We start from the raw sequence: 26,508 nt of genomic DNA on the forward strand, positions 1-26,508 counted from the left end.
AGCTTCCGATATGCAGGCCAAAAAAGATGAAGTCAAAAAGCAAATCGAAGCCGCCGCTCTACAGGTATTTTTCCGTAAAGGTTACCCGGATGCCAAAATGAGCGATATTGCGGATGAGATCGGAATTTCGGTCGGGAATATTTATACGTATTTCAAGAATAAAAAAGAGCTGTTCTACGCCGTCGTTCCGCCGTCCCTGGTGGACTACCTCAAGAATGTGCTGGTGGAGAGCATCCATTTCGATAACCAGACTTCTTTTGACGATGTGAATGATACCGACAGATCGGCCATCGTGCAAGAGCAGATGAAGCTGCTGAACGAGTACAGCATGCAGATGGTTATTATTTTTGAGAGGAATAAAGGAACGGTCTACAGCACTGCCAAGAATGAGCTGATCGAGCTGATGATCGAGACCAAGAAGCCATATCTGAAACCGAGCTACAAAAGGTATGACATCGGCACCGAAGAGAATATGATTCTGCTGAACATCATTGCTAACAGTATTATTGATACCATCCTGGATCTATTGAAGCGGGACATGAGCCCGGACAGCCGGATCCGGATTTTCGAAGCATTAAGTCTGTACAGACTGCATGGACTGAGAGGCTTAAATGAATAACATCGAAGGTTCGTCCGTAGGTTAAGCCATAGTCCGAAGCAGGGGGTTATTCGTCCGTGTGATTTACGCATTTTTACAACAAGAACGGAACCCCTATTTTTTTAAACTAAAAATGAATTGTTGGTTCATTATTAATCGTACACCACAAACAGGGGGAAGAAGGATGAAGACAGGGTATGCTTTTAAAAACTGTAATATCATTTATGGGGAAGCGGAAAAAGGGATAGACCAGGGCCTGACGATGCTGACCGGCCCGGACGGGTTGATTCAGGAGATCGGGAAGGCAGGCGATGTGGCTGTTCCAAGTTATTACCAGACGATCGATGTCGCGGGAAAATATATCATGCCCGGTCTCATCAACGCGCACGTGCACCTCTTTGCCGACGGCAAGCCGTTCGCACTGTCTGCAAGCGAAGGGCTGCTGAACTTTGCATTTCATCATATTCTGGATACGTCGCTGGGCAGAAGAATATTAAAGAAAAGAATGAAGAAAAATGCCCTGACCGCCCTGCATGCCGGAGTAACCACGATGCGCAGTGTGGGAGAGTTCTTTTATAACGATGTGCAGTTGAGGGATGAAATTCAAGCAGGCCAGTTTGTGGGACCGAATCTGCTGGTGTCCGGATACTTTCTCAGTGTCACGGGAGGTCATGGTGCACCTTACCTGGCCTTGACCGGGGATTCACCATGGGAAGCGAGAAAGAACGTAAGAATCAATGTGAAGAACGGGGTAGACCTGATCAAAATATGCGTAACCGGCGGGGTAACGGATGCGAAGATGGTCGGTGAAGCGGGCCGCCTGCAGATGACAGAGGAAGAGGTTGCCGCTGTATGTGATGAAGCGCATAAGATCGGTATACGGGTGGCCGCCCATGTGGAAAGTACCGAAGGGGTAAGGATCGCGCTCAGAGGCGGGGTGGATACGATTGAACATGGTGCGGAGATGGATGAGGAGATCATCCATTTATATAAGAATAATCCTAAAGCGCTTCAGGGGTATACTGCCCTGATCCCGACGCTTCAGGCTGCTTATCCTACGGCACGATTGGATGTGAGCCTGACGAAGGCCAGTGCCACCGTCAAAGAAAATTCCCGGCTGGTCTATGACTCTATGCTGAAGGGGCTGCAGCAGGCTGTGGAGCATGGCGTTAAGATCGGTGTGGGAACGGACGCGGCGATGTCCTATGTCACTCATTATGATCTGTGGCGGGAGCTGGACCATATGATGAGACGGACGAAGCTGAACGCCAGTCAGGTCATCGAGATGGTGACGAAGGTGAATGCTGAAATCCTGGGAATGGATCATCTGACAGGGAGCATAGAGATTGGCAAATATGCGGATCTGATTGTGATGGAGCGCAATCCTCTGGAAGATATCCAGGCTTTGTCTGATGCGGCCATGGTCATGGTCAGAGGGCGGTTGATCACAGCCCCGTCAGTGACCCGGATTCAGGAAGTGGACGAGCTGCTTGACCGGGTCTGGTCCATCCAGGAGTGAATAAGGGTAAACGTACGTGACGCCAGACTTGTGAATGCCGGAGTCGAATAGAGAGAACATAGATAAAGCCGGACAAGGTGCAGGAAAACATCCTGATCTTTGCCCGGCTTTTTTGTCATGAACCGACATCTGCAGCCCCTCCGGTATGCTATAATACCGCCATGATAACGCTATCATTGGTTGAAAGACATCCGCCCGGAAGGTGAGAAGCTGATCATGAACCTTATGCCGCCGCATCGCCCGCTGCCTGCCAAATCCCTCAAACGTTCGCTGGTCATCTATTTGATGATCGGCAGTCTCCTGCCGCTCGCTATTATCGTAGTCATTACTTACTACACGATCTATTCCATTCTCGAGAACAAGATCCAGGACGGCATCAGTGCCAGTCTCAAGCAGGAGGCCGCTGCGCTGGAGAATACCATTAATAATCTGGATTTCGCCTCCAAGCAGTTTGCGCTGGATGGACAGATCGTGGGGGAGGTATCGGCATTCCTGGAAGAGGGTCAGGTATCCCGCAAGCTGAGCATCATGTCGGATATTAACAACAAGATTACACTCGTTAATTTTACGAATCCATACCTCGGCATTACCGCTTATATTATCCCTGAAGCCGCAGACCCGGTGCTGTTCACGAATTTCAACATCGGGACCGACTTCAGTATGGAAGGCCTGCCCACCCTGATGAGCTACAATGGAGCGTCTTATTACGGTCCGCACCGGACGAAATACCGCCAAAGCGAGAATATGGTATTTTCCTCACTCCGTGCCGTACAAACCTCAGGCCAGCAGCATGTGTATATCTATCTCGAATCCAACTACAATCTATTCCGCAAAATCTTGAATCCGCAGTCTTACGGGATGGCTGTCTCCCATTTGCTCGCTAATGAGGCGGGCCAGGTTACTTTTGTCGAGAATCCGGATACGCCGGCCGATGTCGCCAATATGCAATGGGAAGACGCATCCCGTATGTATGCGGACTACAAGGGGTATATGCTGTTCCGCTACCAGAGTGTGCAGGGGTGGCAGCTAATGGCAACCGTCCGCAAAGCAGACTTCAACAGTGAGATCTATACCTGGTTTGTACGCAGCGCCTGTCTGGCCCTGGCTACGCTGCTGTTCGCCATTCTGCTCGGGCGGTCCATCTGGAGGCAGGTGTACCGGCCGCTGCGGCAGGTGAATCACCAGATTGTGCAGATGGCGGAGAACCGCGAGGCACCCGTATCCTATACGAATGTGCAGGAATTTGATTCACTGCTCGGCAGCTTCGAAGATATGAAGGATCGGATTAACGAGCTGTTTGCCGCTGCAGAGCAGAATGAGAAGCACCGGAGCCAGCTGGAGATTGAAAAGCTGCTCAGCCAGATTAATCCGCATTTTCTGCATAATACCCTGAATACGGTACAATGGCTCGCCCGGATGAACGGCCAGAAAGAGATTGACAGGCTGGTTACGCTGCTCGTCAAGGTGCTGCATTACAATCTGGGCAAGCAGAGCATTATCGTCACTGTCGGAGAGGAGATTGAAGCGCTGCGGAATTATATGGAGCTGCAGCGGATTCGTTACGACCATGAATTTGAATTTGACGTGGAGTTCAGTGATGATGTGCTGGATGCGGCGATCCCCCGTTTTCTGCTGCAGCCGCTGGTGGAGAATGCCATCTACCACGGAAGCAGTGAAAGTACAGGCCGGGTTGGCATTACGATATCATCATCCCCGGATCATAAGGATATCATCGTGCTGGAGGTCAGGGATAACGGCGCCGGCATTGAGCCGCAGGCGGCCGCCCGGCTGCTGGAGGATGACCCGTTGTCCGAGCGGCGCGGTCTGGGCATCGGTCTCTCGTATGTGAACAGGCTGCTGCTGCGGTTCTACGGGAATGCGGCCAAGCTTGACATCGAGAGCAGCCCGGGTGCCGGTACGCGTGTAGTTATTCAAATACCGAGGAAAACGAAGGAGGAGCTGCTATGACGATTAAGGCCATCGTTGTGGATGATGAGAAGCTGGTGCGAAAAGGTTTTATCTCGCTGATCGATTGGGCTTCGTATGGGATCGAGATCGCCGGTGAGGCTGCAGACGGCCCATCTGCACTGTCGCTGCTGGGGAACCGGGAGGCGGATCTGATCTTTACCGACATTACGATGCCCGGCATGTCCGGCTTCGACCTGATCAGGCAGGCGCGGACCCGGTTTCCTCATATTCATTCGGTCGTTCTCACCTGCCATCATGAGTTTGATTATGTGCAGGAAGCGCTGCGGCTTGGAGCTATTGATTATATTGTAAAAACGCTGCTGGAGATGGACAGCGTTGACGAGGTGATGAATCGGATTGTGGAACGGATTCGGTATGAAGGCAGCAACCGTGCGCTGACCTCCATGCCGCGCAGCGGCCAGGAGCGTCTGCCGGACCGCATGCTGGCGCTGGTTCCCGCTGGCGGATACGGCCAGCGGGCCGGACTGTATACGGCAGAGCAGTCACTGCCGGGATTGACACGGCTGCAGCACCAGCAGCCGATAGAGCTGGAGGGCGGACTGCGGATCGTCCCGTTAATGCCTTCGGTCACCCTGCAGCAGCTGCGGGGTGACCTTAGAGGGGCCCATGCCGGTCGCTGGCTGGCTGCGTTTGTGACAGGACTTGAAGACAGACCGGCGGCCGGGGTGAAGAAGCTGCTGGCTGAGCGGCTTCTACAGCATTTATTCTATACGCTGCCGGGTGCAGATGATGTGATGATGGTTACTCCTATCGATCTCGCTGCTGTGAATCCGGCTGGAATAAACCCGGCTGAACAGACGGAATCCGCAGAATACGAGTTTACCCCGGGCCCGGGGCAGAATCAGGCGGATGAAGCATTCGCCGGCTGGGCGGAATTGAAGTGGGCACTGTATGAACGGGACTGGGAGGCTTTTGTCCAGCGAATAACACAGCTGCGGCCGGATAGAGGGCAGATTCAGTGCTTTGCATCCTCTTTGCTCGACGAATGGGAAGGGATGCTGGACAGCCCGCACGACACGGCGCGCCTGGCAGCAGATATGGGGCATATGATCGTCTGGAACGACTGGAAAATCTGGTTCCGGCGGTGGGCCGATCTGCTGCAGCGGCGGATGATCAAGCTGTCCCTGTCGAGGGAGGTGCTGTTGGGCTTGGCTCGTGCGATCCGGTATATGCGTGCGCATGCCGGGGAGAAAATCAATCAGGCGGATGTAGCTGCCCACATTCATATGAGCCGAAGTTATTTCAGCCAGTGCTTCGCAAGGCTCACCGGGCAGCCCTTCGGCGAAGCGCTGCGGGAGCTGCGGATCGAACGGGCCAAACGGCTGCTGCTCCATTCGGAGGCCCCTGTCTATGAGATTGCGTTCTCCGCCGGCTTTGAGGATGATAAATATTTCAGCCGGGTCTTCCGTGAGCGGGTGGGGATGCTGCCAACCGAATTTCGTGCACAGGGTAGAAAGTGATGTGATCGGGGGATGAATTTCGTTTACGGACAGCAGACACGGGTATGGAAATTGACGCCGGATTTCACACCCGGACAGCAGTTTTCACCGATAAAATGAAAGCGTAACCAAAATTCGAAAAAGCAGAAACGGGGGAACGGCATGAAGAGAACGAAACTGCTTACAGCTTCGCTGGTATTGGCCTTTGCACTCGGGGCATGCAGCAGCGGCAGCACAGGTGAATCAGGCAGCACGGATTCGTCCGGGAAGACAGACAGCGGGAAATCCGCGAACCTGACAAGCGACGATTTGGCCTACGGTAAATATAAGGAACCGGTCACGCTGAACATCGGCTTCAAAATTCCCGACGACAAGCTGAAAGACGGCGACACGAATGACAACAATATTGCATCCCGCTATTTCGAGAGCATTACGAATATTAAGGTCGTCCATTCCTGGGAAGCGAAGGGGGATGACGCCTTCAAGCAGAAGGTCAATTTGGCCATTGCCAGCGATGATCTGCCGGATGCCGTCGTGGTCGACCGCAACCAGCTCCGCAAGCTGATCGACAATGATATGCTGGAGGATCTCACGGGTGCACTGGATCAGTACGGCTCCAAGCTGGTCAAAGACATTTATAACTCGACAGACGGCAGGGCACTCGCCGACGCAACCTACGATGGCAAGCTGTACGGCCTGCCGAATGTGGCCATCGAAGCAGATGCACCGTCCCTGCTGTGGGTGCGCCAGGACTGGCTCGACAAGCTCAAGCTGCCGGCACCGAAGACCATTGACGACGTAGAGGCTATTGCGCAAGCATTCGCGACACAGGACCCGGACGGCAACGGTAAGAATGATACGGTCGGACTCACCGGTGACAAGCAGGTCGTCTACGGCCAGAAGCCGAACCCGAACGGTTTTGACTCCATCTTCAGTGCGTACCATGCGTTCCCGAAGAACTGGATCAAGGATGCGGACGGTAATGTGATCTATGGATCAATTACGCCGGAGAATAAGGAAGCGCTCACCAAGCTGGCCGACTGGTATAAGCGCGGCCTGATCGACAAGCAGTTCGCCCTCTACAAGGAGACCCAGGAGCCGATTGTGGCGAACAAGACAGGATTGTTCTTCGGTCCGTGGTGGATGCCGTATTGGCCGCTTGCGGATTCGGTCACGAATGACACCAAAGCCGAATGGCACGCTTACCCGGCCCCGGCTGATGCTTCCGGCAAATTCGTTACTCACATGGCGCCGGTCACCGACCGCTATATCGTGGTCCGCAAAGGGTATGAGCACCCGGAAGCGGCCGTCAAGATGCTGAATGTATTCACCCGTTATGAGCGCAGACAGGATACCAGCGAGGAAGCGAAGAAGCTGGACAATTACGCGGCCGAAACCGGTGTTCATATCCGGAACTTCTATCCGTTCGATCTGCTGCTTGATTACGCCGATGCAGTGGTGAAGCGCTACAATGACGTGCAGCAGGCCCTGAAGGGCAGCGTAGACCCGAACACTTTTGATCCGGATACGAAGCTGGTTTATGACTTCACTGTCCTCGATAACGAGAATCCAAAGAAGAATATGGATGCCTGGAAGCCGGCCAATGCTTACGCCTTCGGCGGTAAGGTGCTGGCAGAGACGGATATGGAGAAGGTGTACAGCGTCTTTTACGGCATGACCCGCACGATGGAGACCAAATGGGCAACGCTGGAGAAGCTGGAGAATGAGACGTTCCTGAAGATTATCGTCGGTGATCTGCCTATCAGTGCCTTCGACGACTTTGTGACCAAGTGGAAGCAGCTCGGCGGCGAACAGATTACCAAAGAAGTTGCAGAGATTGCAAATAAAGAGTAAGTGGTGAAGCCAATGCGATCGAGAAAACATGCATTTCATTATCATCTGATGGTGCTTCCCGGGATCGTGTTCCTGGTCCTGTTCAGTATCGTTCCGATCTATTACGCAGCCATGGCCTTCCAGAACTTCAAGCCGGCCCGCGGCATTACAGGCTCTGAATGGATCGGACTTGAGAACTTCACGTACATGTTCCAGCTGCCGGACAGCCGGCAGATCTTCTTCAACACCATCTATCTGGCCGTGCTCAAAATTCTCGCCAACCTGATCGTCCCGCTTATTTTTGCCCTGCTGCTCAATGAACTGCGACAGCGGTTCCTGCGCAAAAGTATTCAGACAATTGTGTACCTGCCGCATTTTCTGTCATGGGTGCTGCTGGCTACCATTTTCTTTGATGTCTTCTCGCTGGACGGTATTGTGAACCAGTTCCTGGGATTGTTCGGTGTCGATCCGGTGCTGTTCTATGCGAGCAATACCTGGTTCCCGGCGATCATTGTCTCCACGGATGTGTGGAAGGAATTCGGGTTCAACGCCATTATCTATCTGGCCGCGCTTACAGGCATTAACCCTGTATTGTACGAGGCTGCCAGTATTGACGGCGCAAGCCGGTTCCGTCAGCTGTGGCATATTACGCTGCCCGGCGTCATGACGACGGTTGTCCTGCTGGCTACGCTGGCGCTGGGGAATGTGATGAATGCGAACTTTGACCAGATTTTCAATATGTACAATCCACTGGTCTACGAGTCGTCGGACATTATTGATACGTATGTGTACCGGGTCGGACTAAATGATCTGCAGTACAGTCTGGCGACAGCGGTCGGTTTGTTAAAGTCAGTCGTGAGCTTTATCCTGGTCGTGATCTCGTATGTGCTGGCCAGCCGTTTTGCCAATTACCGCATCTTCTGACGAATGGAGTGAACGCTTATGGTGGGAAGGAACAGTCTGCGCAACCGGATCATCGACGGATCCATCCTGGCGGTGCTGCTCCTGATCACACTGGCCTGCCTGATCCCGCTGATTCATACCGTTGCCGTCTCCTTCAGTGATAAGACGGCAGCGGATGCGGGGCAGGTGCTGCTGACCCCGATCAAGACGACCACCGCCAGCTATGAGAAAGTGCTGGAAGACACCCAATTCTTCAAGGCATTCTGGATCTCCGTCAAGCGGGTGCTGCTGGGCGGACTGCTGAATTTTGTCCTCACGATTATGATGGCATATGGCCTGTCGAGAGACCCGAAGCAGTTCCGGATGCGCAATGTGTATATGTGGTTCCTGGTCTTCACGATGCTCTTCAGCGGAGGCATTGTACCATGGTTTATGACGATCAAGGCGTACGGCCTGCTTGATTCCATCTGGGCACTTGTGCTGCCGCATGCTGTTCAGGTATTTAACGTAATTCTGCTGATGAACTTTTTCCGTAATCTGCCCAAAGAGCTGAATGAAGCGGCTGAGATCGACGGTGCGGGTCCCTGGTATATTATGATCCGGCTGTTCGTGCCGCTGTCGCTGCCGGCGATTGCTACCGTTACGCTGTTCAGCATCGTGTTCCATTGGAACTCCTTCTTCGACGGGCTGATCCTCATGAACAAGCAGGAGCATTATCCGCTGCAGACTTATATCCAGACTCTTGTGGCCCAGCTCAGCGCCCAGGCGATGACCTCGATGTCACCCGAGCAGCTGGCGCAGGCGATGGCCGTATCGAACCGGACGTTTAATGCAGCCAAGATTATCATTTCCATGATTCCGATCCTGCTCATTTATCCGTTTATCCAGCGCTTCTTTATTCACGGGATTACGCTCGGTTCGGTGAAGGAATAGGTTAGTTAGCAGCATGTGTTAAGTATGATCCAAAGCAGTTCTTTCCTTGGAAAGAGCTGCTTTCCTATGTTAACGTCAATGAGAAAGGGGAGATACCTATGAATGAGCTTCATAGACTAAGGGAATCATGGGTTCCCTTAGGAGATCCGGCGGCCAAACGCTTTAATGAGCAGCTCAGACTTGAGCTGACGGACAGCCATCCTTTGTGTACTTTAACATTGTGTGCCGCTGCACGGAGCGAAGCGAGTGATGATGTGTTATACCGGAATCTATTCAATCAGGAATGGGTGCTTGTTCATCTGACATGGGCCCAAACAGCAAATGCGGATTATCCCAAGTACCGAACTTTTAATACGATTGAAGAATTTATAACATATGCCGAGGCGCATCAGCTCTTCAATGAAGAATAAATAAGTCAATTCCAGAGCATCGATGTTCGGATTGGATGCCTTCTACAGGGTTAGTCTAGAACGCTTCAGCTTAAGCGAGTGACTCCAAGTTCCGATAAAAGAGATAGCTGGCACGGCAATAGCTACACAACGTGCAGCTATAAGGAGCGATGGAGAATGGCAGACACATTATGGGTAGAGCTTATTATTGAAAACTATAATTCGGACGTAATGATCAAAAATATAGAACTGGAATGGGGGCGATTGTATCCATTTGGTCATCGTGACCAGGAGTTGAGTAAGGATCAAGTGGAGGGAAAAGTCATCAAGGCTGGCGAAAATTACTGGTTCTGTGCTTGTGGACGAAGCTGGTCCCTGTCAGGGACAGAGGGAAGCTTTCAATTGTTCGATGCACAGAGCGGGGAGTATTTGGGAAAATATTCATGGGATATTCCCATGGGAGAGACCCTGAATAAGTCGGAGTGGGCGAAGAGCGGCAACACGAATTACCGTTTTGACTTCTGGGCCGGGAATCGGAACTATTATGGGGACAAACAGGAGTGGGGCAGGCAGATCGGCAGAGCACATATACGGCTGTGGGATGCAAGCAAACCTCCCTATAGAAGATGGTGATAGTAGGAACAGCAATGAATAGCGGCTTTGTTTTAGAAGCTGAATGAAGAAGCAAGGGATGGGAAACAGAATACGGCCGCCGGCTGTATTAATGGCTCCCCCCTTTTTTGATACTGGGATTTATTCATCTTAAGTAAGGAGGAAGAGCATGCCGGAACTGGACATACGCAGACCGCGGCTGGAAGATAGCAAGGAGCTGCACAAGTTTTGGCGCAAAGTCATCACAGATGCCTATGCCCAGGAGGGCATCAGCGACCAGCTGGACAGCCTCGAAGAGGAGATCCACGTTAAGGAGCAGCAGCTGGCGGATTGTTTTGCAGGTGAAGAGGCCGGGCGGTTTATTCTTGTCGCTCTCGTTGGGGATCAAATTGTGGGCACGATGGGTTACGGTCCGGCGAGTCCGCTGATCGTGGAAGCTTCGCAGCAGGCCTTGGCAGGATGGACAGAGGTGGGTACGGTCTACGTGGACCCTGCGTACCAACGGCGGGGAGTAAGCCGGCAGCTGTTAAAGGCTATAGGTGAAGCTTTGCAGGCAAGAGGAATCAGGCAGTTCTGCCTGGACAGCGGCTACCGGGCTGCACAGCAGGCATGGACACGGACGTTTGGCGAGCCGGCCTATATCCTCAAGGATTATTACGGCGAAGGCGGCGATCATATGATCTGGACTGCGGCCGTGAAGGGGAATCCGGACAAAAGCAGGTCTTCGGGAGAGGTTTTGTGATGAAGCTGAATAAAGACGCACTGGAACGTGTGCGACAAATCCCCTGGCTGGCATGCTGCGGAGAACCCATGGAAGGGCAGGCCTTGAGCGGAATCCAACAGGTGCAGAGCCGGGATGAGGCCAGAAGGTGGTATGAGAGCGCCGCATGGGAAGAGGTAACCCTTGAAGCGCGTAATACGCTGACATCCTTTTTACATAAGCGGTACGTAAGTCAATATAATGAGTGGAACACACTGGCAAAAGAGGTCAAGGCTTTCATGGATCAGGAGGTTGAGTCCAAGATCAGGCAGGCATCCGAGACGTATCAACTGGGTCCGGTATGGCTGGACGGTGTCCGGTGGGATGTGCTGAACGTAATCATGGAGCTGTCATATGCTTCCTTAAGACACACACCTGTCTTTTTCGCCAGACTGCTGGAGGTATATGAAATGGGGCATTTGCCTTGTGGCTGGCAGGGCGAATGGCCGGAAGGCAAGCTAATTGTATATTAATAGCCACGGTACCCTGAGGTATCGTGGCTTATCGAGCTGCTATGGGTGAATTCAGTTCAAACGGTATGTGGCAAAAGGCTCGCCGTACCGGAAATCGTCACTAATGCGGTCCAGCTCCTCCAGCAGGTCTGATGCCGGCCGGATCTCCAGCGATTGCAGATTGTGCTCCAGCTGCTCTACACGGGTAGCACCGACAATAACAGTGGATACGGCCGGGCGATTCAGCAGCCATGCAATGGACAATACGCTTGGCGTATATTCATGAGCTGCGGCGAGATAGCTGACCTGCTGTCCCAGCTTCACGTTGCGTTCCAGCAGGAAACGGTTGAAGTTCGGATCGGTTTCCGCACGGGAACCAGCCGGTGCAGCCCCGTCCTCATTGTATTTGCCTGTCAGAATGCCACCGGCCAGGGGGAAGTAGGGGATAATACCGATACCCTGATCCAGGCAGAGCGGTACCAGCTCCTGCTCCGGCGTCCGGTCGGCGAGGGAATAGCTCGTCTGGATGGTCACGTACCGTGCCCAATTCCGAAACTCACTGATACCCAGAGCTTTCATAAGCTCCCATGCGGCATAATTGGACGCTCCGATATAGCGTACTTTACCGGACGTAACCATATCATCCAGCGTGCGCAGGGTTTCTTCCAATGGAGTAAGCGGATCAAAGGTATGAATCTGATACAGATCCACGTGGTCGGTCTGCAGCCGGTTCAGGCTCTCTTCCAGTTCACGCATGAGATGATAACGGGAAGACCCCTGCCCGTTCGGAGCATCCCTGCGTACAAGACCTGCCTTGGTAGCCAGCACCGCTTCGTAACGTCTGCCCTTCAAGGCGAGTCCGATGATGCGCTCCGACTCGGTGCCGGCATAGATGTTGGCGGTATCGATAAAGTTCACACCATGATCCAGTGCAGCATGCACAATATCGACCGATGTCTTCTCATCGGCCCGTTTGCCAAAAGCGTTCGTTCCCAGACCCAGTGCCGACACCTGCAGACCGCTGCTGCCTAAACGACGATATTCCATAATCGTTCACTCCTTATGTATCCATGATGTTGTTAGATCGGATGTAGAATCAGATAATAAAAACTATTTATATTGTAGCGGACCCGCTCATTAGATCCAAATCCAGACTATCCTCTGATCTGAATAAAATGTTAAAATCATACATAACTATCAAAATTCGCATTTATTGAACGCTGCCTTTATTCATAAAAAATGGATCGCGTTATGGAGGGGAATGAAATGGGGAATTTACTGCAGGATATCGACTGGAAGGATAAGACCCGGGATTGCGACCGGCTGCTTGAATCATCCCTGCTGAAGACGGAACCGATTGCGCCGGGCTTTGAAGCCGAGGTGGTGCGCGTTCACAGCGGACAGGACAGCCTGGTGCTCAAAATTTGGAACCGCCAGTCGAGGCCGGACGTTGGGTTTCAATACCGGCTGCTCAGTGTCCTGTATGAGCAAGGGATTGCCGTATCGCGGCCGCTTGGCTGGGGGAAGGACGCTGAGGGGCATTTTGTGCTGCTCACCAGCTATGATGGCGAGCCGCTGATGCAGCTGGATGACAGCGTCATCGCCGGGCTGGCTGTCCAATTGGCCCGGATCCACGAGACAGATGTGATAGAGGGAGGAAAGATAGAGCTGCCGCTGTACTCTTTTAAAGGCTACTTCTACCCTCAGATTGAGCAGTTCCCTGACCTGGAAGAGCCGCTGAACCAGCTGCTTCCTCTCGTGTCCCTGCAGCAGACAGCTGTCATTCATGGGGACTACCATCTCGGGAATATCGTGGGGCAGGCTGGCCGCCATACGATTATTGACTGGACGAATGCCCAATGGGGAGATGCCCGTTATGACTTTGCCTGGTCTCATCTTCTGATGGAGCTGTATGTCCCTCAGCCATATGCCTCTTTATTCGAGACAGCTTATCTGTTAGAGCATCCCATCGGCCTCGAAGTCAGGCAGCAATTCCAGGCCCTGGCCTGCATTCGCTGGCTGCTGCTCTACCGTCACGGGCATACGCCGAAGGCTGATCAGCTGCAGCAGCTGCTGGATCAGGTCGTGCAGCGGAATCCTGTATTGGCTTCGCTGGGCATGCCCTGGACACTGTAGATTTGGTGAATGTTTTGGTGTTCCCTCCGGCATGCGCTATAATGCAAGATGAACTTAACCAACATTGGAGTGATCATGTGAGCAAGAGCAAGGGCAAGGGAACGGGCCATGGTACCGGAAAAAAAGGCTGGAACCGCTGGCAGGCAGGGGCACGCAGAGCCAAAAGTGCGCCGAAGCCCTATAAGAGCAAGGGAACCAAGAACCCGGATAACGCGCCGGGAAATGACTCAGGGAATATCTCCGGCAGCAAGCCGGATTAATTGAGCTGACCTTCCGGAGCGAATCAGGACTGCAGCTGCAGAAGAAGGGCCTCTGAACATAAACAGGGGCTTTTTTGGCATTCCAGATCCTTCGGCCCCTCCTTGAACGCTGACCGTACCGTGGAAGGATCGGGAGAGAACAGCTGGTTGGGAAGCGAATGACAAGTTTAAAAGATTAGAAGTCATATATTGTGATTAAGGGGGGGTGTTTATGGCGCGTGCCGGATGGCTCATCGTCTGGATTGCCTTTATTGTATATGCACTTCTGCTGGCTCCGGACGGCAGAGGAGAGGACCCGATCTTCCTGGATCTCATTCAGCTTCGTTCGACCGAGCCTTCGCTGCTGGCCATGTTCTCACTGCTCGGCTTATATCCTTTGGCCTATGCCTGTCTGCTGCTGCGCAGTGATGTCCGTCGTGTTCCGGCCTGGCCATTCGTAATTGCAGCCTTTGCCCTTGGAGCGTTCGCACTGATTCCGTACTATATTCTGAACCGGAACGATATCCGCAGCTATCGGGACAGCCGCGCACCACAGTGGATCCTACGCCTGGTTCGTTCGCCGATCGTGCTGGTACTGCTGCTGCTCGGCACTTTGGCTGTCATGGGTTATGGGCTGCTGAACGGCCATGCAGAAGAATACCGGGAAGCCTTCGGCAGCTCGAGATTTGTGAACGTGATGACGATTGATTTTGTCGTTCTGACCCTGCTGTCGGTCTATGCGATATACCGGGATGAGGACCGTCCCCCCCTTCATGCAGGCGTGGCCTGGATCGGCATACTGCCGATCGTGGGGCTGCTGGTCTATATCTGGCTGACACGTCACAAGGCCCGCATGGCCTGACTTGAAGTGTAACCAGACCTGTCCAGATCCCTTTAACGCAAGCCGCAGAACCGCTGGTACAGGCGGGTACTGCGGTTATGGTGTATCTTTGATGTATCTGTGGTACGATGGGGCAGCTGATCATTTATCATGCAGAGAAGAGAGAGTGAATGTGAGGATTCATCATTATATCAGCCGATCCGGACATATCTCCAGACGGACGGTCAAAAGATTAATCGACAGCGGTGAGATTACGGTGAACGGCGTACCTTGCGACCATAATACCCAAGTCCTCGAGGGGGACGAAGTGCTGGTAAGCGGACAGCCGCTCCCTGAACGGGAAGCTCCAGTCTATCTGGCGCTGAATAAGCCGGTGGGCGTGACATGTACAGCAGCCGGACATGTCGAGAACAATATCATTGATTTTGTGAATTACCCCACCCGGATCTTCGCGGTGGGCCGTCTGGACAAGGCCTCGGAAGGGCTTATTCTGCTAACCAATGACGGTCAGATTGTGAACAAGATGATGCGCTCGGAACACGGCCATGAAAAGGAATACCGGGTAACGGTAAATAAGCCGGTAACCGATGAATTTCTGCAGACGATGGCGGAGGGCGTGGAGATTATGAACACCTGGACCAAGCCCTGCATCACTTCACGTCTGGGTGAGAATGAATTCCGGATTGTGCTGACCCAGGGAATGAACAGGCAGATTCGCCGCATGTCCAAGGCGCTCGGCTACCGGGTAGAACGGCTCGAACGGGTGCGGATTATGAATATCACCCTGGACGGACTACCCCAGGGGGAGTGGAGGTATCTGCATCCGGATGAGCTGGAGCTCTTGCTGGAGCAGCTGGGCTAGCTGTATTCCTGCTTAAAAAAGCTGACTATTCACGGGAAAACCCGCGAAAGTCAGCTTTTTTAATGGATTCTAAAAACGTTAGACCGTCTGGCTGGCACGCCATCCGGTAATGGCCTGATCCAGCCGCTTCATGGCTTCCTCTACCGTAGCCCGGGTACAGGCCAGATTCATCCGCATGAAGCCTTCCCCTTCGGCCCCGAAGGTCGGACCATTGTTCAGCCCGAGCCGGGCCTGCTGAACCAGAAAGGCAGTCAGATCTTCGTTGCTCATCTTCAAGGCGCGGAAATCCATCCACAGCAAATAGGTTGCTTCCGGGATCTGCAGCTTCAGCTCAGGCAGGTGTTCCTGAATATACTGCTGCACATAGGCTGCATTGCCCCGGATATAATCGAGCAGGCTCTCCAGCCACGCTTCCCCCTGATTATAGGCGGCTTCGGTTGCCGCTGCTCCCATCGGCGTAATGGAGGAGAGATGCAGCTCAGCGATTCGGGCCACAAATTTCTCACGGATCTCCGCATCCGGAATAATGACATTCGCCGTGTTCAGCCCCGCGAGGTTAAATGTCTTGCTTGGTGCCGTACAGATAATGGATTTCTCTGCAGCAGTGCCTGGAAGGGAAGCGAAAGGAATATGGACTGCATGCGGATCAAGGATCAGATCCTCGTGAATCTCATCGGATACGACAAGCACGTTATACTGGCTGCACAAGGCTTCCACCTTAGTCAGCTCCTCACGCGTCCATACCCGTCCCACCGGGTTGTGCGGGCTGCACAGGATCAGCATCTTTACCTTGCCGTCCCGCAGCTTATTCTCCATATCGGCGAAATCCATCGTGTAGTGTCCTGCCTCATCCTGCTGGAGAGGGTTCAGCACCAGCTCGCGCCCGCGCTCCTTCACGACACCGTGGAACGGTGGATACACTGGGGGCTGGATCATGACCTGATCTCCAGCTTCTGTATAGGCATCCACGATCATGCCGAGCGCAGGAACGATGCCGGGACTGAAACGGATGGCATCCGCTTCCACTTTCCAGTGATGACGGTGTTCCATCCAGCCCTGAACAGAAGCTTTATAGCTTTCACTTGGGAACGTGTAGCCCATCACCCCGTGCTCCAGGCGTTCCTTCATCGCTTCAATGACAAACGAAGGGGCCGGGAAATCCATATCCGCAACCCACATCGGCAAAATATCAGCAGAACCGAACAGCTCAGCTGCACCGTCCCATTTGGACGAGGCTGTCCCCGTACGTTTAATACTCTGGTTAAAATCAAAATCCATTTCAACGTTCCTCCTGCACAACGAATTTATGTTAACAGGCTACCCCTTTTGCCGGCGAAAATCAATCCGGCCTCATCATCTGACGCGATGTGTAACCATTTGTCGATCCTTTGCCGATACAAGTGTTATAAGCCGAAAGACTTCAGGAGAGATCGTATGAACATGTTAAGAGGCAGATGGATCAGATACGTATTATTGTGCACGGGCGTGGCAGCCTGGACAGCCTCCATGGTGGAAGAAATGAAGGAGGGACCCGGATCCGGAAGCTGGCTGGGCCTGTCTGTGCTGGGGCTGGCGGCTCTGCTGCTGGTGTACTACATATTTCAATGGGAAGCCCGGAAGGCAGGCAGGAAACTCAGGGATAACAGCCGGCGCTTGCAAAATATACTGGAAACGCTGGATGTTGCGATTTGGGCACATGATCTGAAGACCGATTCGCTCTATATTACCCCGGGGATCGAGCGGTTGTACGGGTGCAGTGCCGATGCATTCTACCAGGACAAAACCCTTTGGCGCCGGGCGATCCTGTCCGAGGACCTTCCTGCCATTGAGAAGCGTGTAGATTTGATTGCACAGGGGCAGGAAGTGACCAGTATCTATCGGATCGCCAGGCCGGATGGAGAGGTTCGCTGGATTCAGGACCGGGGGATCCCGATCATGGACCAGGAGAACAGGCTGGCCTATTTCACCAGTGTGCTGTTCGATATTACAGACCGTAAGGAGAGCGAAGATCTCTATCAGCAGCTGACGGAAGGATCGCCGGACCTGGTCGCTGTCTTCAGTGAAGGGAAATTCGATTACGTGAATGACGCCGGCAGCCGGCTGATCGGCTATCCTACCAAGCAGGAGCTGATCGGACAGCAGGTGGAGCTGTTTTTCCCGAAGGAGCTGCTGGCCGGCATCTGTGATCACAAGCGGTTTACAGATCTTACACTGCGAAGGGCAGACGGAAGTACTCTGGATGTCGAGCTTGTGGCGATGCCGGTACTGTACGGAGGCCGGCTTGCGGTACAGATCGCAGGACGTGATATAACGCGGCGCAAAGAGTCCGAGAGGACGATTGAATATATGGCCTATTACGATGCGCTGACAGGTTTGCCGAACCGCTACCTGTTCAGACGGCATCTGAATCAGGTTCTGGGCAAGGGCCGTGCGGACCTGCTGGCCGTGCTCTTCCTCGATCTGGATCGCTTCAAGATCATCAATGACACCAAGGGGCATACGGCCGGAGATCAGATCCTCCAGAAGGTAGCCCGCCGATTGGAACAGACGCTCGAAGGACAAGGAATGATCTGCCGCCAGGGCGGGGACGAATTTATTGTGCTGCTGGAGAACATGGATAAGAACGAGGTAGCGGTCACGGCCCGGCGTATGCTGCATGCTTTGCGGGCCCCTGTGACAACAGAGGGACAGGAGTATTTTATCACGATGAGTATTGGCATCAGTCTCTATCCGGCGGATGGGATCGATGAGGAGACCTTGATCCAGCATGCGGATACGGCGATGTACCTGGCCAAAGAGCGGGGCAAAAACAACTACCAGTTCTATGATGCCCAGCTAATGGGAGTATCCACACGTAAAATGCAGCTGGAGCACGCCATGCGCAGAGCCATGCAGCAGGAGCAATTCACCCTCCAATATCAGCCGCAGGTAGAGCTGGGGAAAGGTGAACTGGTCGGCATTGAAGCGCTGCTGCGTTGGCATCATCCCGAGCTGGGTTATATCTCGCCGATGGAATTTATTCCGCTGGCGGAGGAGACCGGGCTGATCGTCCCGCTTGGCCGATGGGTGCTGGAACAGGCATGCCGGCAAAATAAGGCCTGGCAGGATGCCGGTTACCGTGCTGTTCCTATCGCTGTGAACGTGTCTGTGCGTCAGATGAAAGAGGAAGACTTTGTGGCCATGGTGCAGGAGGTGCTTCAGCAGACCGGACTCGAGGCGTGTTATCTGGAGCTCGAGATCACAGAGAGTATTATGCAGAAGAAGGAACGGTCGGCAGGTATCCTGAACCAGCTGCGCAAGGCAGGAATCAGGCTGTCGATCGATGACTTCGGCACAGGCTACTCCTCGTTGAGCATCCTCAAATATCTGCCGGTGGATACGATCAAGATCGATAAATCGTTCATCGACGACATCGCCGATCCCGGGGATCAGGGCGTTATGGTCAAGACCATGATTGATATGGGGATGAACCTCAAATTCAGAGTGATTGCTGAGGGGATCGAACTGCAGGGACAGGCGGATTTCCTGCTCCGGCACGGCTGTCGTATCGGACAGGGGTATCTCTACAGCCGTCCGCTGACGGCCCGGGAACTGGAATTGTATATGCAGAAATGAGAATAAGGACGATCCGGAGCTGAACTAGTTCAGCTCCGGATCGTCCTTTTTTGGTGCTCATTGTCAGAACCGGATCTTTCTGTCTTCAGGGAACATTCAGCTGGCATTGGGTTGGATTTAAGGCTCATTTAAGTCTTTTGACCTACAATTAACCTACAAACGAATCAGATGACCGGGGAGAATGGTTGAGGTTGTCAATGAGCAGGGGGAGTACATATGCGTCAATGGTATAGAAATATGAGATTATCCTGGAAAATTGGAATGCTGTCACTTTGCTTCTTTGTGTTCATGGGGTTGATTGGTGTGACGGCTATTCGTCAGATCGCTACGGTAAACAGTAATGTAGTGGAGCTGAATGATGACAGGCTGGTGCCGATCGTAAACCTCGAGGAAATCAAGTCAGATATTGAGTACATTAAATCCCAATCCAGTTCGATGATGGATGCCGGGAATGATGACAGCGTCAAGCAGCCGATTCAGGATAATATGGAGGAACGGTCGGCAGGAGTGACCCAGAAGCTGGCAGCCTACAAGAACGATAACAGTTATGCGGCAGTACTCCAGGCATTTGACAGCTTTATCGCAGCCAAGGATGAATTTATTAAGAACATGGGCGTCGGAACGGTTCAGACTCGCGGCGGACAGCCGGCGGCAGATGCCTCGAATTCCGGGGATTCAGCAGAACAGGTTGGCGGGGCTCCAACGTTCATGACCGATTTCGAGACTGCCCGGACGGATGTCATTCATGCACTGGATACTATCGTGGATCAGCAGGTCAAGAATGCCAAGGCGACCTATGATGAGAGCAAGCAGGTTTACAGGAACACGAATATTACCGTGATCAGTATGCTGGCAGCTGCAGTCCTCGTCACATTGCTGCTCACTTTTGTAATTATTCGTACGATTACCTCTCCGGTGCGCAGAGTGACCTCCAAGCTGCAGGAAATTGCGAGCAGCGGCGGTGATCTGACCCGGCGTATCGGTTACGAGAGCAAGGATGAGATCGGCCAGCTGAGCGCAAGCTTCGATCAGTTTGTCGGCAAGCTGCAGGGCATCATCCGTGATGTCGCTGTATCGGCCGAGCAGATGGCGCTGTCCAGCGGGCAGCTGCAGGGCTCCACGGACGCTGCAAACCAGTCGCTGGAAGCTGTTTCGTCCACCGTACAGGAGATTGCCTCCAGTACGTCAGATGGCGCGGCCGTTGCGGAGGAGACAACAGCCAGTCTCACCGAGGCGGCAACCTTCTCCAGCGCCACTTCACAAGCGAGCCGTGTAACTGCCGAGAACAGCCGCCGGGCCCGTGAAGCAGCAGCAGAAGGGGCCGGGCAGATCAATGAAGTGACGGCCTCAATCTCCGAGATTGCCAACTCCTCAGGAGATGTATCGGTCATCATCCGGGAGCTGGATGCTTCGTCACGCCGGATCGGCGATATTATCCAGATGATCTCTTCGATCTCGGCCCAGACCAATCTGCTGGCGCTGAATGCCGCGATCGAAGCGGCTCGCGCAGGTGAAGCCGGCAGAGGCTTCAGCGTTGTTGCCGAGGAGATCCGCAAGCTGGCGGATGAGAGCAACCGGGCCGCCGCCGAGATCTCCAGCCTGGTGGAGGAGAACCAGCTGAAATCTGCCTCTGCGGTGGAGTCCGTCCAGCAGGTGGAAGAGCGCGTGGCTGCCGGTGTGGCCAAGGCTTCAGAAGTCGAGGGCAGCATCGGACAGATTATCAGCAACATTGAGCAGATTGTCACGCAGATTGACCAGATTGATGAAGCGACCGCGAAGCAGGCGGTGAGCAGCAGTGAAATTGAAAAGGCGATGAACCATATCGCATTATCCTCCAGCGAGGTCGCCGAAGGCACAGAGAATATGAGCGCAGGCATTCAGGAGCAGCTGAGCATGATGAATGAAATTGCCGCTTCGACTCAGCAGGTGTCCCGTATGGCGCAGCAGCTAAAACAGCTGGCAGCTGGATTCATCGTATGAGATCAGGACCGGTCATCGGGGCTCAGGCCCCGGCTGCCGGTCTTTGCTGCAGCCGTATCCTGCTGCATTCCTACAGGGAAAACTTGCCCGCCGCGAACCCGGATTCTTGTGATACAATAGGATAGTCTGTCTGACAGGTATTGCATGATTTTAGGAGGATCGCCATGATACAAGTTCCGTTTATTGCAGTGGAAGGCCCGATCGGAGCCGGGAAAACAACGCTGGCCACGATGCTGGCCCATCGCTTTCAGTATCCAATCGTCAAAGAGATTGTGGAAGAGAATCCGTTCCTGGACAAGTTCTATCAGAACATCGACGAATGGAGTTTTCAGCTGGAAATGTTCTTTCTCTGCAACCGCTACAAGCAGCTGGAGGATACCGGCTTGAACTTTATCCAGCAGCAGCTTCCCGTCATCTCGGATTATCATATTCATAAGAATCTGATCTTCGCCGAACGTACACTGAAAGGGATCAAACGGGACAAGTACCGCGAGATTTACCACATCCTGACCGATGACCTGCCAAGGCCGAATGTAATTCTGTATATCCGGGCCAGCTTGGATACGCTGATGCACCGGATCAATAAGCGCGGCCGCGATTTTGAGCAGGATATGGAAGTAGGCTATATGGAGCAGCTCATTGCGGATTATGACGCAGGCATGGCCTTTCTGGCTGAACGTGAGCCTGCTACACGGATTATTACGATTAACGGCGATGACCTGGACTTCGTTGAACATACAGAGCATTTTGAACAAATTGCAGCGCGCGTACAGAAGGAGCTTAACTCATGAACCAACACAGCATTCCCGCAAATGCATTGATTACCGTGGCCGGCACCGTCGGCGTCGGCAAGTCCACCCTGACCGGGGCCTTGGCCAAGCGGCTGGGCTTCCGCACTTCGCTGGAGCAGGTGGACCATAACCCGTATCTCGAGAAATTCTATCATGACTTTGAGCGCTGGAGCTTCCACTTGCAGATTTACTTCCTGGCGGAGCGCTTTAAGGAGCAGAAGGGGATTTGTGAAGCCGGCGGCGGCTTTGTACAGGATCGTTCCATTTATGAGGATACCGGGATTTTTGCCAAAATGCATGCCGACCAGGGGACCATGTCCAAGACGGATTATGCCACGTATACGAGCCTGTTTGAGGCCATGGTAATGACCCCTTACTTCCCGCACCCGGATGTTCTGATTTACCTGGAGGGCAGCCTGCCGTCCATACTTTCCCGGATTCAGCAGCGCGGCCGCGAGATGGAGATCCAGACGGATGTATCCTACTGGGAGCATATGCATGAACGTTATTCCCAATGGATCAACGAGTTCAGCGCCTGTCCGGTACTGCGCCTGAATATTGATGATTACGATGTGAACGATGCGGCGTCACTGGACAGCATTATCACCCAGATTGGGAGCATGATTGCGGCATCCCGCAGCCAGACACCCGGTCAGCCGGCTTAATGGAGCAAGTTTGCCTATCAGGTTCTGTCGTGCACGTCAGCGTGCCGCAGGGCCTCTTGTGCTTTTTCGTCCGGTCATCATTCATTTTGCGGCAATGTCATGTTATGATGAATGATGGCATTCCGGATAGAAACAGATATGAATTTCACATAGATGAGCATCGTAGTAACATCACGAATCATAGAACCGAAAGGAGCAATACATCATGATACGATTTGGCGTCATTGGAACCAACTGGATTACAGAGAGATTCATACAGGCGGCACTGGAGACCGAGCAGTTCGTGCTGGGAGCGGTATATTCACGGACAGAGGAGAAGGGAACGGCGTTTGCCGCGCGTTACGGTGATGTGGAAGTATTTACGGATGTGACAGAAATGGCTTCCAGCGGGAAGATCGATGCAGTCTATATCGCAAGCCCGAACTCTTTTCACAAAAATCAGGCAATCCAGTGTATGGACCATGGCATTCATGTGCTGTGTGAGAAGCCTTTTGCGTCGAATGCGTCTGAACTCGAGGAGATGCTCGCGGCGGCCAAGCGTAATGATGTGCTGCTGATGGAGGCTCTGAAGTCAACGCTGATGCCGAACTTTAAGGTCGTTCAGGACAACCTGTACAAGATCGGCCGGGTGCGTCGTTATGTAGCCAGCTATTGTCAGTACTCTTCACGTTATGATGCGTTCCTGGAAGGTAAAGTGCTGAATGCATTCAATCCTGAATTTTCGAATGGTTCACTGATGGATCTTGGGATTTACTGCCTGTATCCGCTGGTGGCGCTGTTCGGTAAGCCGGATGAAGTGAATGCCGTCGGCGTCATGCTCTCCTCGGGAGTAGACGGAGAAGGCAGCATCGTGATGAAATATGAAGATATGGATGCGACCGTCATGTATTCCAAAATCTCGGACTCCTACCTGCCGGCAGAGATTCAAGGAGAGAACGGCACACTTGTGATCGATAAGATCAGCCAGCCGTATGAGGTCAAAATTATGTACCGCGACGGTACGGTGGAAGTGCTGACCCAGCCGCAGACGCACGAGCCAATGTATTATGAGGTCAAAGAATTTATGGACCTGCTGGAGAGCGGCAAACGCGAGAGCACCGTGAATTCCCATGCAACATCCCTGGCCGTAGCCCAGGTGATGGAGGAGGCGCGCCGCCAGTTTGGACTGCGTTATCCTGCGGATCAGGCATAAATAGACGGCAAGAGACGACAGAGTCTGCCGTCTCTTTTTTTTGCTGCCGACACTTAATATAACCAGAACATGTGTTCCTGTTTATGGTATAATAGAGAGGACAGAGCAACCGGTGGGAAGAAACGGTGAAGCTGACCCGGAAGGGGGTGACGCCGTGTCTGTGCTTGAATTGATGTTGAAACTTCTGGACGGAATGCTGAAGCTGGTAAGCATTGCTGCCGGCATGAATTCACTGCTGACTGCCTGGAAGAAACATCGTCAACGCAAGAAAAACCACCGGGAATAGGTTGGACGCCTCCGGTGGTTTTTCCGTCGTATGATTGAAATGCTCGCCGTGGTTACCCGCCGGCCTTTGTCAGAAGCCACGATGTTACCCGCATCGTGGCTTCTTCATTGTGCACCTCTTATATCGTTATTATAACACACAATTGGAAGGATGGAACCAAGGCATCCATACCTCTCCGCAGGATACAGGCGAATGCGCGGAAGAACCCAACAATCACAGATTCTCTGCAAGATCGAGAGGAAGCGCCCGCTTGCCGGTTTCCTCATCTGCTGGTAATTCGCTCACAGGCCCGGCCCCGTACCGTCCCAGTGCCTTGGTGGATGCCTCCAGCATCCGACTGCGCAGGTAATCACCTTCGATGACCCGGACCCGCTTACCCAGAAAACGAATTTTGGACAGCAGATATTCGGCTTCGTCCCCCATATAACATACGGTCACTGTGTAAGTCTTACGGTCCGCGTCGTAAGTGACATCCTTCTCAAAGCAGGAGAACGCGTATAGAATGCGGGACAGCTCTTTATTATATTCCGGCATGATCTGCACGAGCGTCTTCCGTCTTCGTGTCTGAAGTGTCCGTTCCAGATGCTGGCGGATGCGTTCAACATAGTCAGGCTTCAGCGGATATCTCTCCAGGCTGCGGATGTGATTCAGACGGGTGCTCATAAAGGCACGATGCTTGAGATGATACCAGAGGAGGTACCACTCCCGTTTGATCATGGAGTACTCCAGCTTGTAGGCGAGCCCGGACTGCTCCTGGAACTCCCGGCCGTTCTTGATGCTGTAGCTGAGGGTAATCCCGCAGCCTTCGTGGATGCAGCTGCGCAGGGTTCTCAGCAGGGGATGGTAGATCTGCCGCTCTGCGGAACGTGCCTTCTCGGTAATATGCTCGGCCGTGTCGATCACATCATCCGGCTCCAGGATCGCGGCCAGCTTCTTACGGGTGCTGCCGGTAAGAGCCTCCTTGGCAGCCGGATGCCGGAGCATGGTCTTCAGCCAGGCCCGCTCGTGCGAAGTGACCACGAACGTGCCGCTGTCATCAAGGCGGGACATAATCTGGTAGTTAAATATTTTCTCGAACGGATTCATAATAGCTCTGGATCTCCTTCCATTCGGCGATAAATTCCTGCCGGAGCTGACGGGGCTCCAATACCTCGCAGCTGGAGCCGAAGCTGCGCAGCCACGGCCGGATCTCGGTCCAGCCATTGACGGTAATTTCATAGATAAAGCTTTCATCCGTCTCTTCGGTAATTTCGCCCCACTGACCCTGCATCAGCACACGTTCCCGGACAAAGTTGCCTCCGGGTGTTCCAGGGTTATAGAAGCGGGCTCTGACCGTGACAGGCCGGCCGGTATCAATCAGCCAGCTGTAACGGGTTTTCTCTTCAAGCACCTGCCGCTTGGCATGATAGACGGCAGCATCGACTGGTTCGGACAGGCTGATCTCCGTCATGCCCTCCATCCGGTATTTGCGGATCCCGTCCCGTTCGCTCGACAGCAGGTACCAGCGTCCATATTGATGGTCATAGACCAGTTTCAGGGGCAGTGTGGTGACCTGTTTGCCGATGCTGTCCCGTTCGAAGAGCGGATTGGTATTGCGTGATCCGTAGTTTTGGTCGGTTTTGGGCGAGAAATAGAGAAATTGAATGCGGCGGTGACTGCGAATGGCTTCCAGCAGCGTGAACAGGTGAGCTTCATCCAGAATACGGGAGTAATAGTGATATTTATACCAGAATGGCAGAACGGCAGCGGCCTCGGATTCCCGGCGGGTCAGATGCTTCTTCAGTCCATCACGCAGCAGATACCCCTGAATAGAAGGAACCTGGGTATTAGCCATGATGTCGACGAAATCATACACCTCCTGCAGCTCATCATCTGACAGCTCGGTAACCAGCTCATGACAAATACCGTAGCGGTAAGGGCGGGAAGCGGATACCTTGCGGATAATACCGACTTCCTCGAGATATTTCAAATCCTTGCGGATGGTCTTCTCGTCCGGCAGTGCCAGATCCGCCGGAAATCCGCTTACGCAGCAGTCGAGCAGCTCCATGGCAGTCTGCGTCTGTTCATGAAGCGCGGCGATCAGCAGGGCCAGTCGGTGACTCTCCGATTCCTTCAGCGACTTGGCGCGGAACAGGAACAGCAGCATCGGGTCGCTGGTATCGTGATAACGGTAGCGGATAGCATCAGCCAACTCCTGGCCCTGATCTTCAGGCAGCTGCTGCTGGGTATGCTGCACAATGTCCTTCAGCCTGCGCAGCGTCTTGTCGAACGTATTCACCGAGATACCCAGCCGGTCGGCGAACTGCTGCCGGTTATAGGCGCCGCTGGTCAGCACCAGCATGCGCAGGAATTGGATTTCTTTATCAAAGCTTTCCTTAGCCATCGTATCTCCTCATTTCCTCTGAGTCATTTCTCGTCCAAGCATTCTTCACTCAGGTATGTACCGGACAATTCTTTTGGAAGTCTATTCTAGC

At 53.3% G+C, this 26,508-nt stretch carries 25 protein-coding genes; 21 read left to right on the top strand and 4 right to left on the bottom strand.

Translation table 11 applies throughout. The features are described 5' to 3' along the window. Positions 1-10 precede the first annotated feature (10 nt). From Q5741_RS14455 to Q5741_RS14505, 11 genes are all read left to right on the top strand, one after another. Positions 11-619 carry a TetR/AcrR family transcriptional regulator gene (locus Q5741_RS14455; protein ID WP_305024805.1) on the top strand — a complete coding sequence of 203 codons (609 nt, stop codon included), beginning with the start codon at positions 11-13 and terminating at the stop codon, positions 617-619. Positions 620-782: 163 nt separating this feature from the next. Beyond that, positions 783-2,117, top strand: coding sequence for a metal-dependent hydrolase family protein (locus Q5741_RS14460; RefSeq protein WP_305024806.1), 1,335 nt, complete (start codon positions 783-785; stop codon positions 2,115-2,117). 180 nt (positions 2,118-2,297) lie between these two features. Then, on the top strand, positions 2,298-4,085 hold the full coding sequence (locus Q5741_RS14465) for a sensor histidine kinase (RefSeq protein ID WP_305024807.1): 1,788 nt from the start codon (positions 2,298-2,300) through the stop codon (positions 4,083-4,085). After that, positions 4,082-5,566: a response regulator transcription factor gene (locus Q5741_RS14470; RefSeq protein WP_305024808.1), complete on the top strand. Its 1,485-nt coding sequence runs from the start codon at positions 4,082-4,084 to the stop codon at positions 5,564-5,566. The genes Q5741_RS14465 and Q5741_RS14470 overlap by 4 nt, the downstream gene beginning before the upstream one ends. Before the next feature lie 141 nt (positions 5,567-5,707). Continuing rightward, positions 5,708-7,399: an extracellular solute-binding protein gene (locus Q5741_RS14475; RefSeq protein ID WP_305024809.1), complete on the top strand. Its 1,692-nt coding sequence runs from the start codon at positions 5,708-5,710 to the stop codon at positions 7,397-7,399. Between the two features lie 12 nt (positions 7,400-7,411). Further along, the gene (locus Q5741_RS14480; protein ID WP_305024810.1) at positions 7,412-8,302 is read left to right on the top strand and encodes an ABC transporter permease; all 891 of its coding nucleotides are present in this window, start codon (positions 7,412-7,414) and stop codon (positions 8,300-8,302) included. Between the two features lie 18 nt (positions 8,303-8,320). After that, a complete protein-coding gene (locus Q5741_RS14485; protein ID WP_305024811.1) occupies positions 8,321-9,214 on the top strand; it encodes a carbohydrate ABC transporter permease in 894 nt (297 codons plus the stop codon). Between the two features lie 98 nt (positions 9,215-9,312). Beyond that, entirely contained in the window at positions 9,313-9,624 is a 312-nt protein-coding gene (locus tag Q5741_RS14490; RefSeq protein WP_305024812.1) for a hypothetical protein, read from the top strand. A gap of 156 nt (positions 9,625-9,780) precedes the next feature. Next, positions 9,781-10,236, top strand: coding sequence for an aegerolysin family protein (locus tag Q5741_RS14495; RefSeq protein WP_305024813.1), 456 nt, complete (start codon positions 9,781-9,783; stop codon positions 10,234-10,236). Positions 10,237-10,384: 148 nt separating this feature from the next. Further along, positions 10,385-10,957, top strand: coding sequence for a GNAT family N-acetyltransferase (locus tag Q5741_RS14500; RefSeq protein ID WP_305024814.1), 573 nt, complete (start codon positions 10,385-10,387; stop codon positions 10,955-10,957). Continuing rightward, positions 10,957-11,448 (top strand): hypothetical protein, encoded by a 492-nt coding sequence (locus tag Q5741_RS14505; RefSeq protein WP_305024815.1) that lies wholly within the window; start codon positions 10,957-10,959, stop codon positions 11,446-11,448. The genes Q5741_RS14500 and Q5741_RS14505 overlap by 1 nt, the downstream gene beginning before the upstream one ends. A gap of 51 nt (positions 11,449-11,499) precedes the next feature. On the opposite strand, the gene Q5741_RS14510 is transcribed toward Q5741_RS14505, so the two are convergent. Continuing rightward, complete coding sequence (locus Q5741_RS14510; protein ID WP_305024816.1) at positions 11,500-12,474, bottom strand: aldo/keto reductase; 975 nt, start codon at positions 12,472-12,474, stop codon at positions 11,500-11,502. Between the two features lie 219 nt (positions 12,475-12,693). Here Q5741_RS14510 and Q5741_RS14515 point away from each other — a divergent pair, with 219 nt between their 5' ends. The 4 genes from Q5741_RS14515 to Q5741_RS14530 all read left to right on the top strand — a co-directional run bounded on the left by Q5741_RS14515 (position 12,694) and on the right by Q5741_RS14530 (position 15,505). Next, positions 12,694-13,563 (top strand): aminoglycoside phosphotransferase family protein, encoded by an 870-nt coding sequence (locus Q5741_RS14515; RefSeq protein WP_305024817.1) that lies wholly within the window; start codon positions 12,694-12,696, stop codon positions 13,561-13,563. Positions 13,564-13,640: 77 nt separating this feature from the next. After that, positions 13,641-13,823 (top strand): DUF3934 family protein, encoded by a 183-nt coding sequence (locus tag Q5741_RS14520; RefSeq protein ID WP_305024818.1) that lies wholly within the window; start codon positions 13,641-13,643, stop codon positions 13,821-13,823. A gap of 211 nt (positions 13,824-14,034) precedes the next feature. Then, positions 14,035-14,664, top strand: a complete 630-nt coding sequence (locus Q5741_RS14525; protein WP_305024819.1) for a hypothetical protein — start codon at positions 14,035-14,037, stop codon at positions 14,662-14,664. 151 nt (positions 14,665-14,815) lie between these two features. Next, positions 14,816-15,505 carry a pseudouridine synthase gene (locus Q5741_RS14530; RefSeq protein WP_305024820.1) on the top strand — a complete coding sequence of 230 codons (690 nt, stop codon included), beginning with the start codon at positions 14,816-14,818 and terminating at the stop codon, positions 15,503-15,505. A 78-nt stretch (positions 15,506-15,583) separates the two neighbouring features. On the opposite strand, the gene Q5741_RS14535 is transcribed toward Q5741_RS14530, so the two are convergent. Continuing rightward, complete coding sequence (locus tag Q5741_RS14535) at positions 15,584-16,783, bottom strand: MalY/PatB family protein (RefSeq protein WP_305024821.1); 1,200 nt, start codon at positions 16,781-16,783, stop codon at positions 15,584-15,586. 156 nt (positions 16,784-16,939) lie between these two features. Between Q5741_RS14535 and Q5741_RS14540 the strand changes: the two genes are divergently transcribed. From Q5741_RS14540 to Q5741_RS14565, 6 genes are all read left to right on the top strand, one after another. Then, complete coding sequence (locus Q5741_RS14540; protein ID WP_305024822.1) at positions 16,940-19,120, top strand: putative bifunctional diguanylate cyclase/phosphodiesterase; 2,181 nt, start codon at positions 16,940-16,942, stop codon at positions 19,118-19,120. Between the two features lie 216 nt (positions 19,121-19,336). Then, entirely contained in the window at positions 19,337-21,100 is a 1,764-nt protein-coding gene (locus Q5741_RS14545) for a methyl-accepting chemotaxis protein (RefSeq protein WP_305024823.1), read from the top strand. A 164-nt stretch (positions 21,101-21,264) separates the two neighbouring features. After that, positions 21,265-21,891 (top strand): deoxynucleoside kinase, encoded by a 627-nt coding sequence (locus tag Q5741_RS14550; protein WP_305024824.1) that lies wholly within the window; start codon positions 21,265-21,267, stop codon positions 21,889-21,891. Further along, complete coding sequence (locus Q5741_RS14555) at positions 21,888-22,556, top strand: deoxynucleoside kinase (protein WP_305024825.1); 669 nt, start codon at positions 21,888-21,890, stop codon at positions 22,554-22,556. The genes Q5741_RS14550 and Q5741_RS14555 overlap by 4 nt, the downstream gene beginning before the upstream one ends. A gap of 205 nt (positions 22,557-22,761) precedes the next feature. Then, positions 22,762-23,748 carry a Gfo/Idh/MocA family protein gene (locus Q5741_RS14560; RefSeq protein WP_305024826.1) on the top strand — a complete coding sequence of 329 codons (987 nt, stop codon included), beginning with the start codon at positions 22,762-22,764 and terminating at the stop codon, positions 23,746-23,748. Between the two features lie 112 nt (positions 23,749-23,860). After that, positions 23,861-24,034 carry a hypothetical protein gene (locus Q5741_RS14565; protein WP_305024827.1) on the top strand — a complete coding sequence of 58 codons (174 nt, stop codon included), beginning with the start codon at positions 23,861-23,863 and terminating at the stop codon, positions 24,032-24,034. Positions 24,035-24,247: 213 nt separating this feature from the next. Here the strand turns inward: Q5741_RS14565 and Q5741_RS14570 are convergent, their stop codons facing one another. Together Q5741_RS14570 and Q5741_RS14575 are read right to left on the bottom strand one after the other, a co-directional pair. Continuing rightward, the gene (locus tag Q5741_RS14570; protein ID WP_305024828.1) at positions 24,248-25,120 is read right to left on the bottom strand and encodes a WYL domain-containing protein; all 873 of its coding nucleotides are present in this window, start codon (positions 25,118-25,120) and stop codon (positions 24,248-24,250) included. Next, on the bottom strand, positions 25,095-26,417 hold the full coding sequence (locus Q5741_RS14575; protein WP_305024829.1) for a helix-turn-helix transcriptional regulator: 1,323 nt from the start codon (positions 26,415-26,417) through the stop codon (positions 25,095-25,097). The genes Q5741_RS14570 and Q5741_RS14575 overlap by 26 nt, the downstream gene beginning before the upstream one ends. Between the last annotated feature and the right edge of the window lie 91 nt (positions 26,418-26,508).

The organism is Paenibacillus lacisoli, from assembly GCF_030580655.1.
In the GTDB taxonomy this organism is placed as follows: Bacteria; Bacillota; Bacilli; order Paenibacillales; family Paenibacillaceae; genus Paenibacillus; species Paenibacillus lacisoli.

Coding starts and splice junctions, on each gene's coding strand:
- Q5741_RS14455 (WP_305024805.1), top strand. CDS start 11: ATGCAGGCCAAAAAAGATGAAGTCAAAAAGCAAATCGAAGCCGCCGCT.
- Q5741_RS14540 (WP_305024822.1), top strand. CDS start 16,940: ATGAACATGTTAAGAGGCAGATGGATCAGATACGTATTATTGTGCACG.
- Q5741_RS14460 (WP_305024806.1), top strand. CDS start 783: ATGAAGACAGGGTATGCTTTTAAAAACTGTAATATCATTTATGGGGAA.
- Q5741_RS14495 (WP_305024813.1), top strand. CDS start 9,781: ATGGCAGACACATTATGGGTAGAGCTTATTATTGAAAACTATAATTCG.
- Q5741_RS14490 (WP_305024812.1), top strand. CDS start 9,313: ATGAATGAGCTTCATAGACTAAGGGAATCATGGGTTCCCTTAGGAGAT.
- Q5741_RS14470 (WP_305024808.1), top strand. CDS start 4,082: ATGACGATTAAGGCCATCGTTGTGGATGATGAGAAGCTGGTGCGAAAA.
- Q5741_RS14485 (WP_305024811.1), top strand. CDS start 8,321: ATGGTGGGAAGGAACAGTCTGCGCAACCGGATCATCGACGGATCCATC.
- Q5741_RS14515 (WP_305024817.1), top strand. CDS start 12,694: ATGGGGAATTTACTGCAGGATATCGACTGGAAGGATAAGACCCGGGAT.
- Q5741_RS14535 (WP_305024821.1), bottom strand. CDS start 16,783: ATGGATTTTGATTTTAACCAGAGTATTAAACGTACGGGGACAGCCTCG.
- Q5741_RS14575 (WP_305024829.1), bottom strand. CDS start 26,417: ATGGCTAAGGAAAGCTTTGATAAAGAAATCCAATTCCTGCGCATGCTG.
- Q5741_RS14550 (WP_305024824.1), top strand. CDS start 21,265: ATGATACAAGTTCCGTTTATTGCAGTGGAAGGCCCGATCGGAGCCGGG.
- Q5741_RS14480 (WP_305024810.1), top strand. CDS start 7,412: ATGCGATCGAGAAAACATGCATTTCATTATCATCTGATGGTGCTTCCC.
- Q5741_RS14560 (WP_305024826.1), top strand. CDS start 22,762: ATGATACGATTTGGCGTCATTGGAACCAACTGGATTACAGAGAGATTC.
- Q5741_RS14505 (WP_305024815.1), top strand. CDS start 10,957: ATGAAGCTGAATAAAGACGCACTGGAACGTGTGCGACAAATCCCCTGG.
- Q5741_RS14500 (WP_305024814.1), top strand. CDS start 10,385: ATGCCGGAACTGGACATACGCAGACCGCGGCTGGAAGATAGCAAGGAG.
- Q5741_RS14570 (WP_305024828.1), bottom strand. CDS start 25,120: ATGAATCCGTTCGAGAAAATATTTAACTACCAGATTATGTCCCGCCTT.
- Q5741_RS14525 (WP_305024819.1), top strand. CDS start 14,035: ATGGCGCGTGCCGGATGGCTCATCGTCTGGATTGCCTTTATTGTATAT.
- Q5741_RS14510 (WP_305024816.1), bottom strand. CDS start 12,474: ATGGAATATCGTCGTTTAGGCAGCAGCGGTCTGCAGGTGTCGGCACTG.
- Q5741_RS14555 (WP_305024825.1), top strand. CDS start 21,888: ATGAACCAACACAGCATTCCCGCAAATGCATTGATTACCGTGGCCGGC.
- Q5741_RS14545 (WP_305024823.1), top strand. CDS start 19,337: ATGCGTCAATGGTATAGAAATATGAGATTATCCTGGAAAATTGGAATG.
- Q5741_RS14475 (WP_305024809.1), top strand. CDS start 5,708: ATGAAGAGAACGAAACTGCTTACAGCTTCGCTGGTATTGGCCTTTGCA.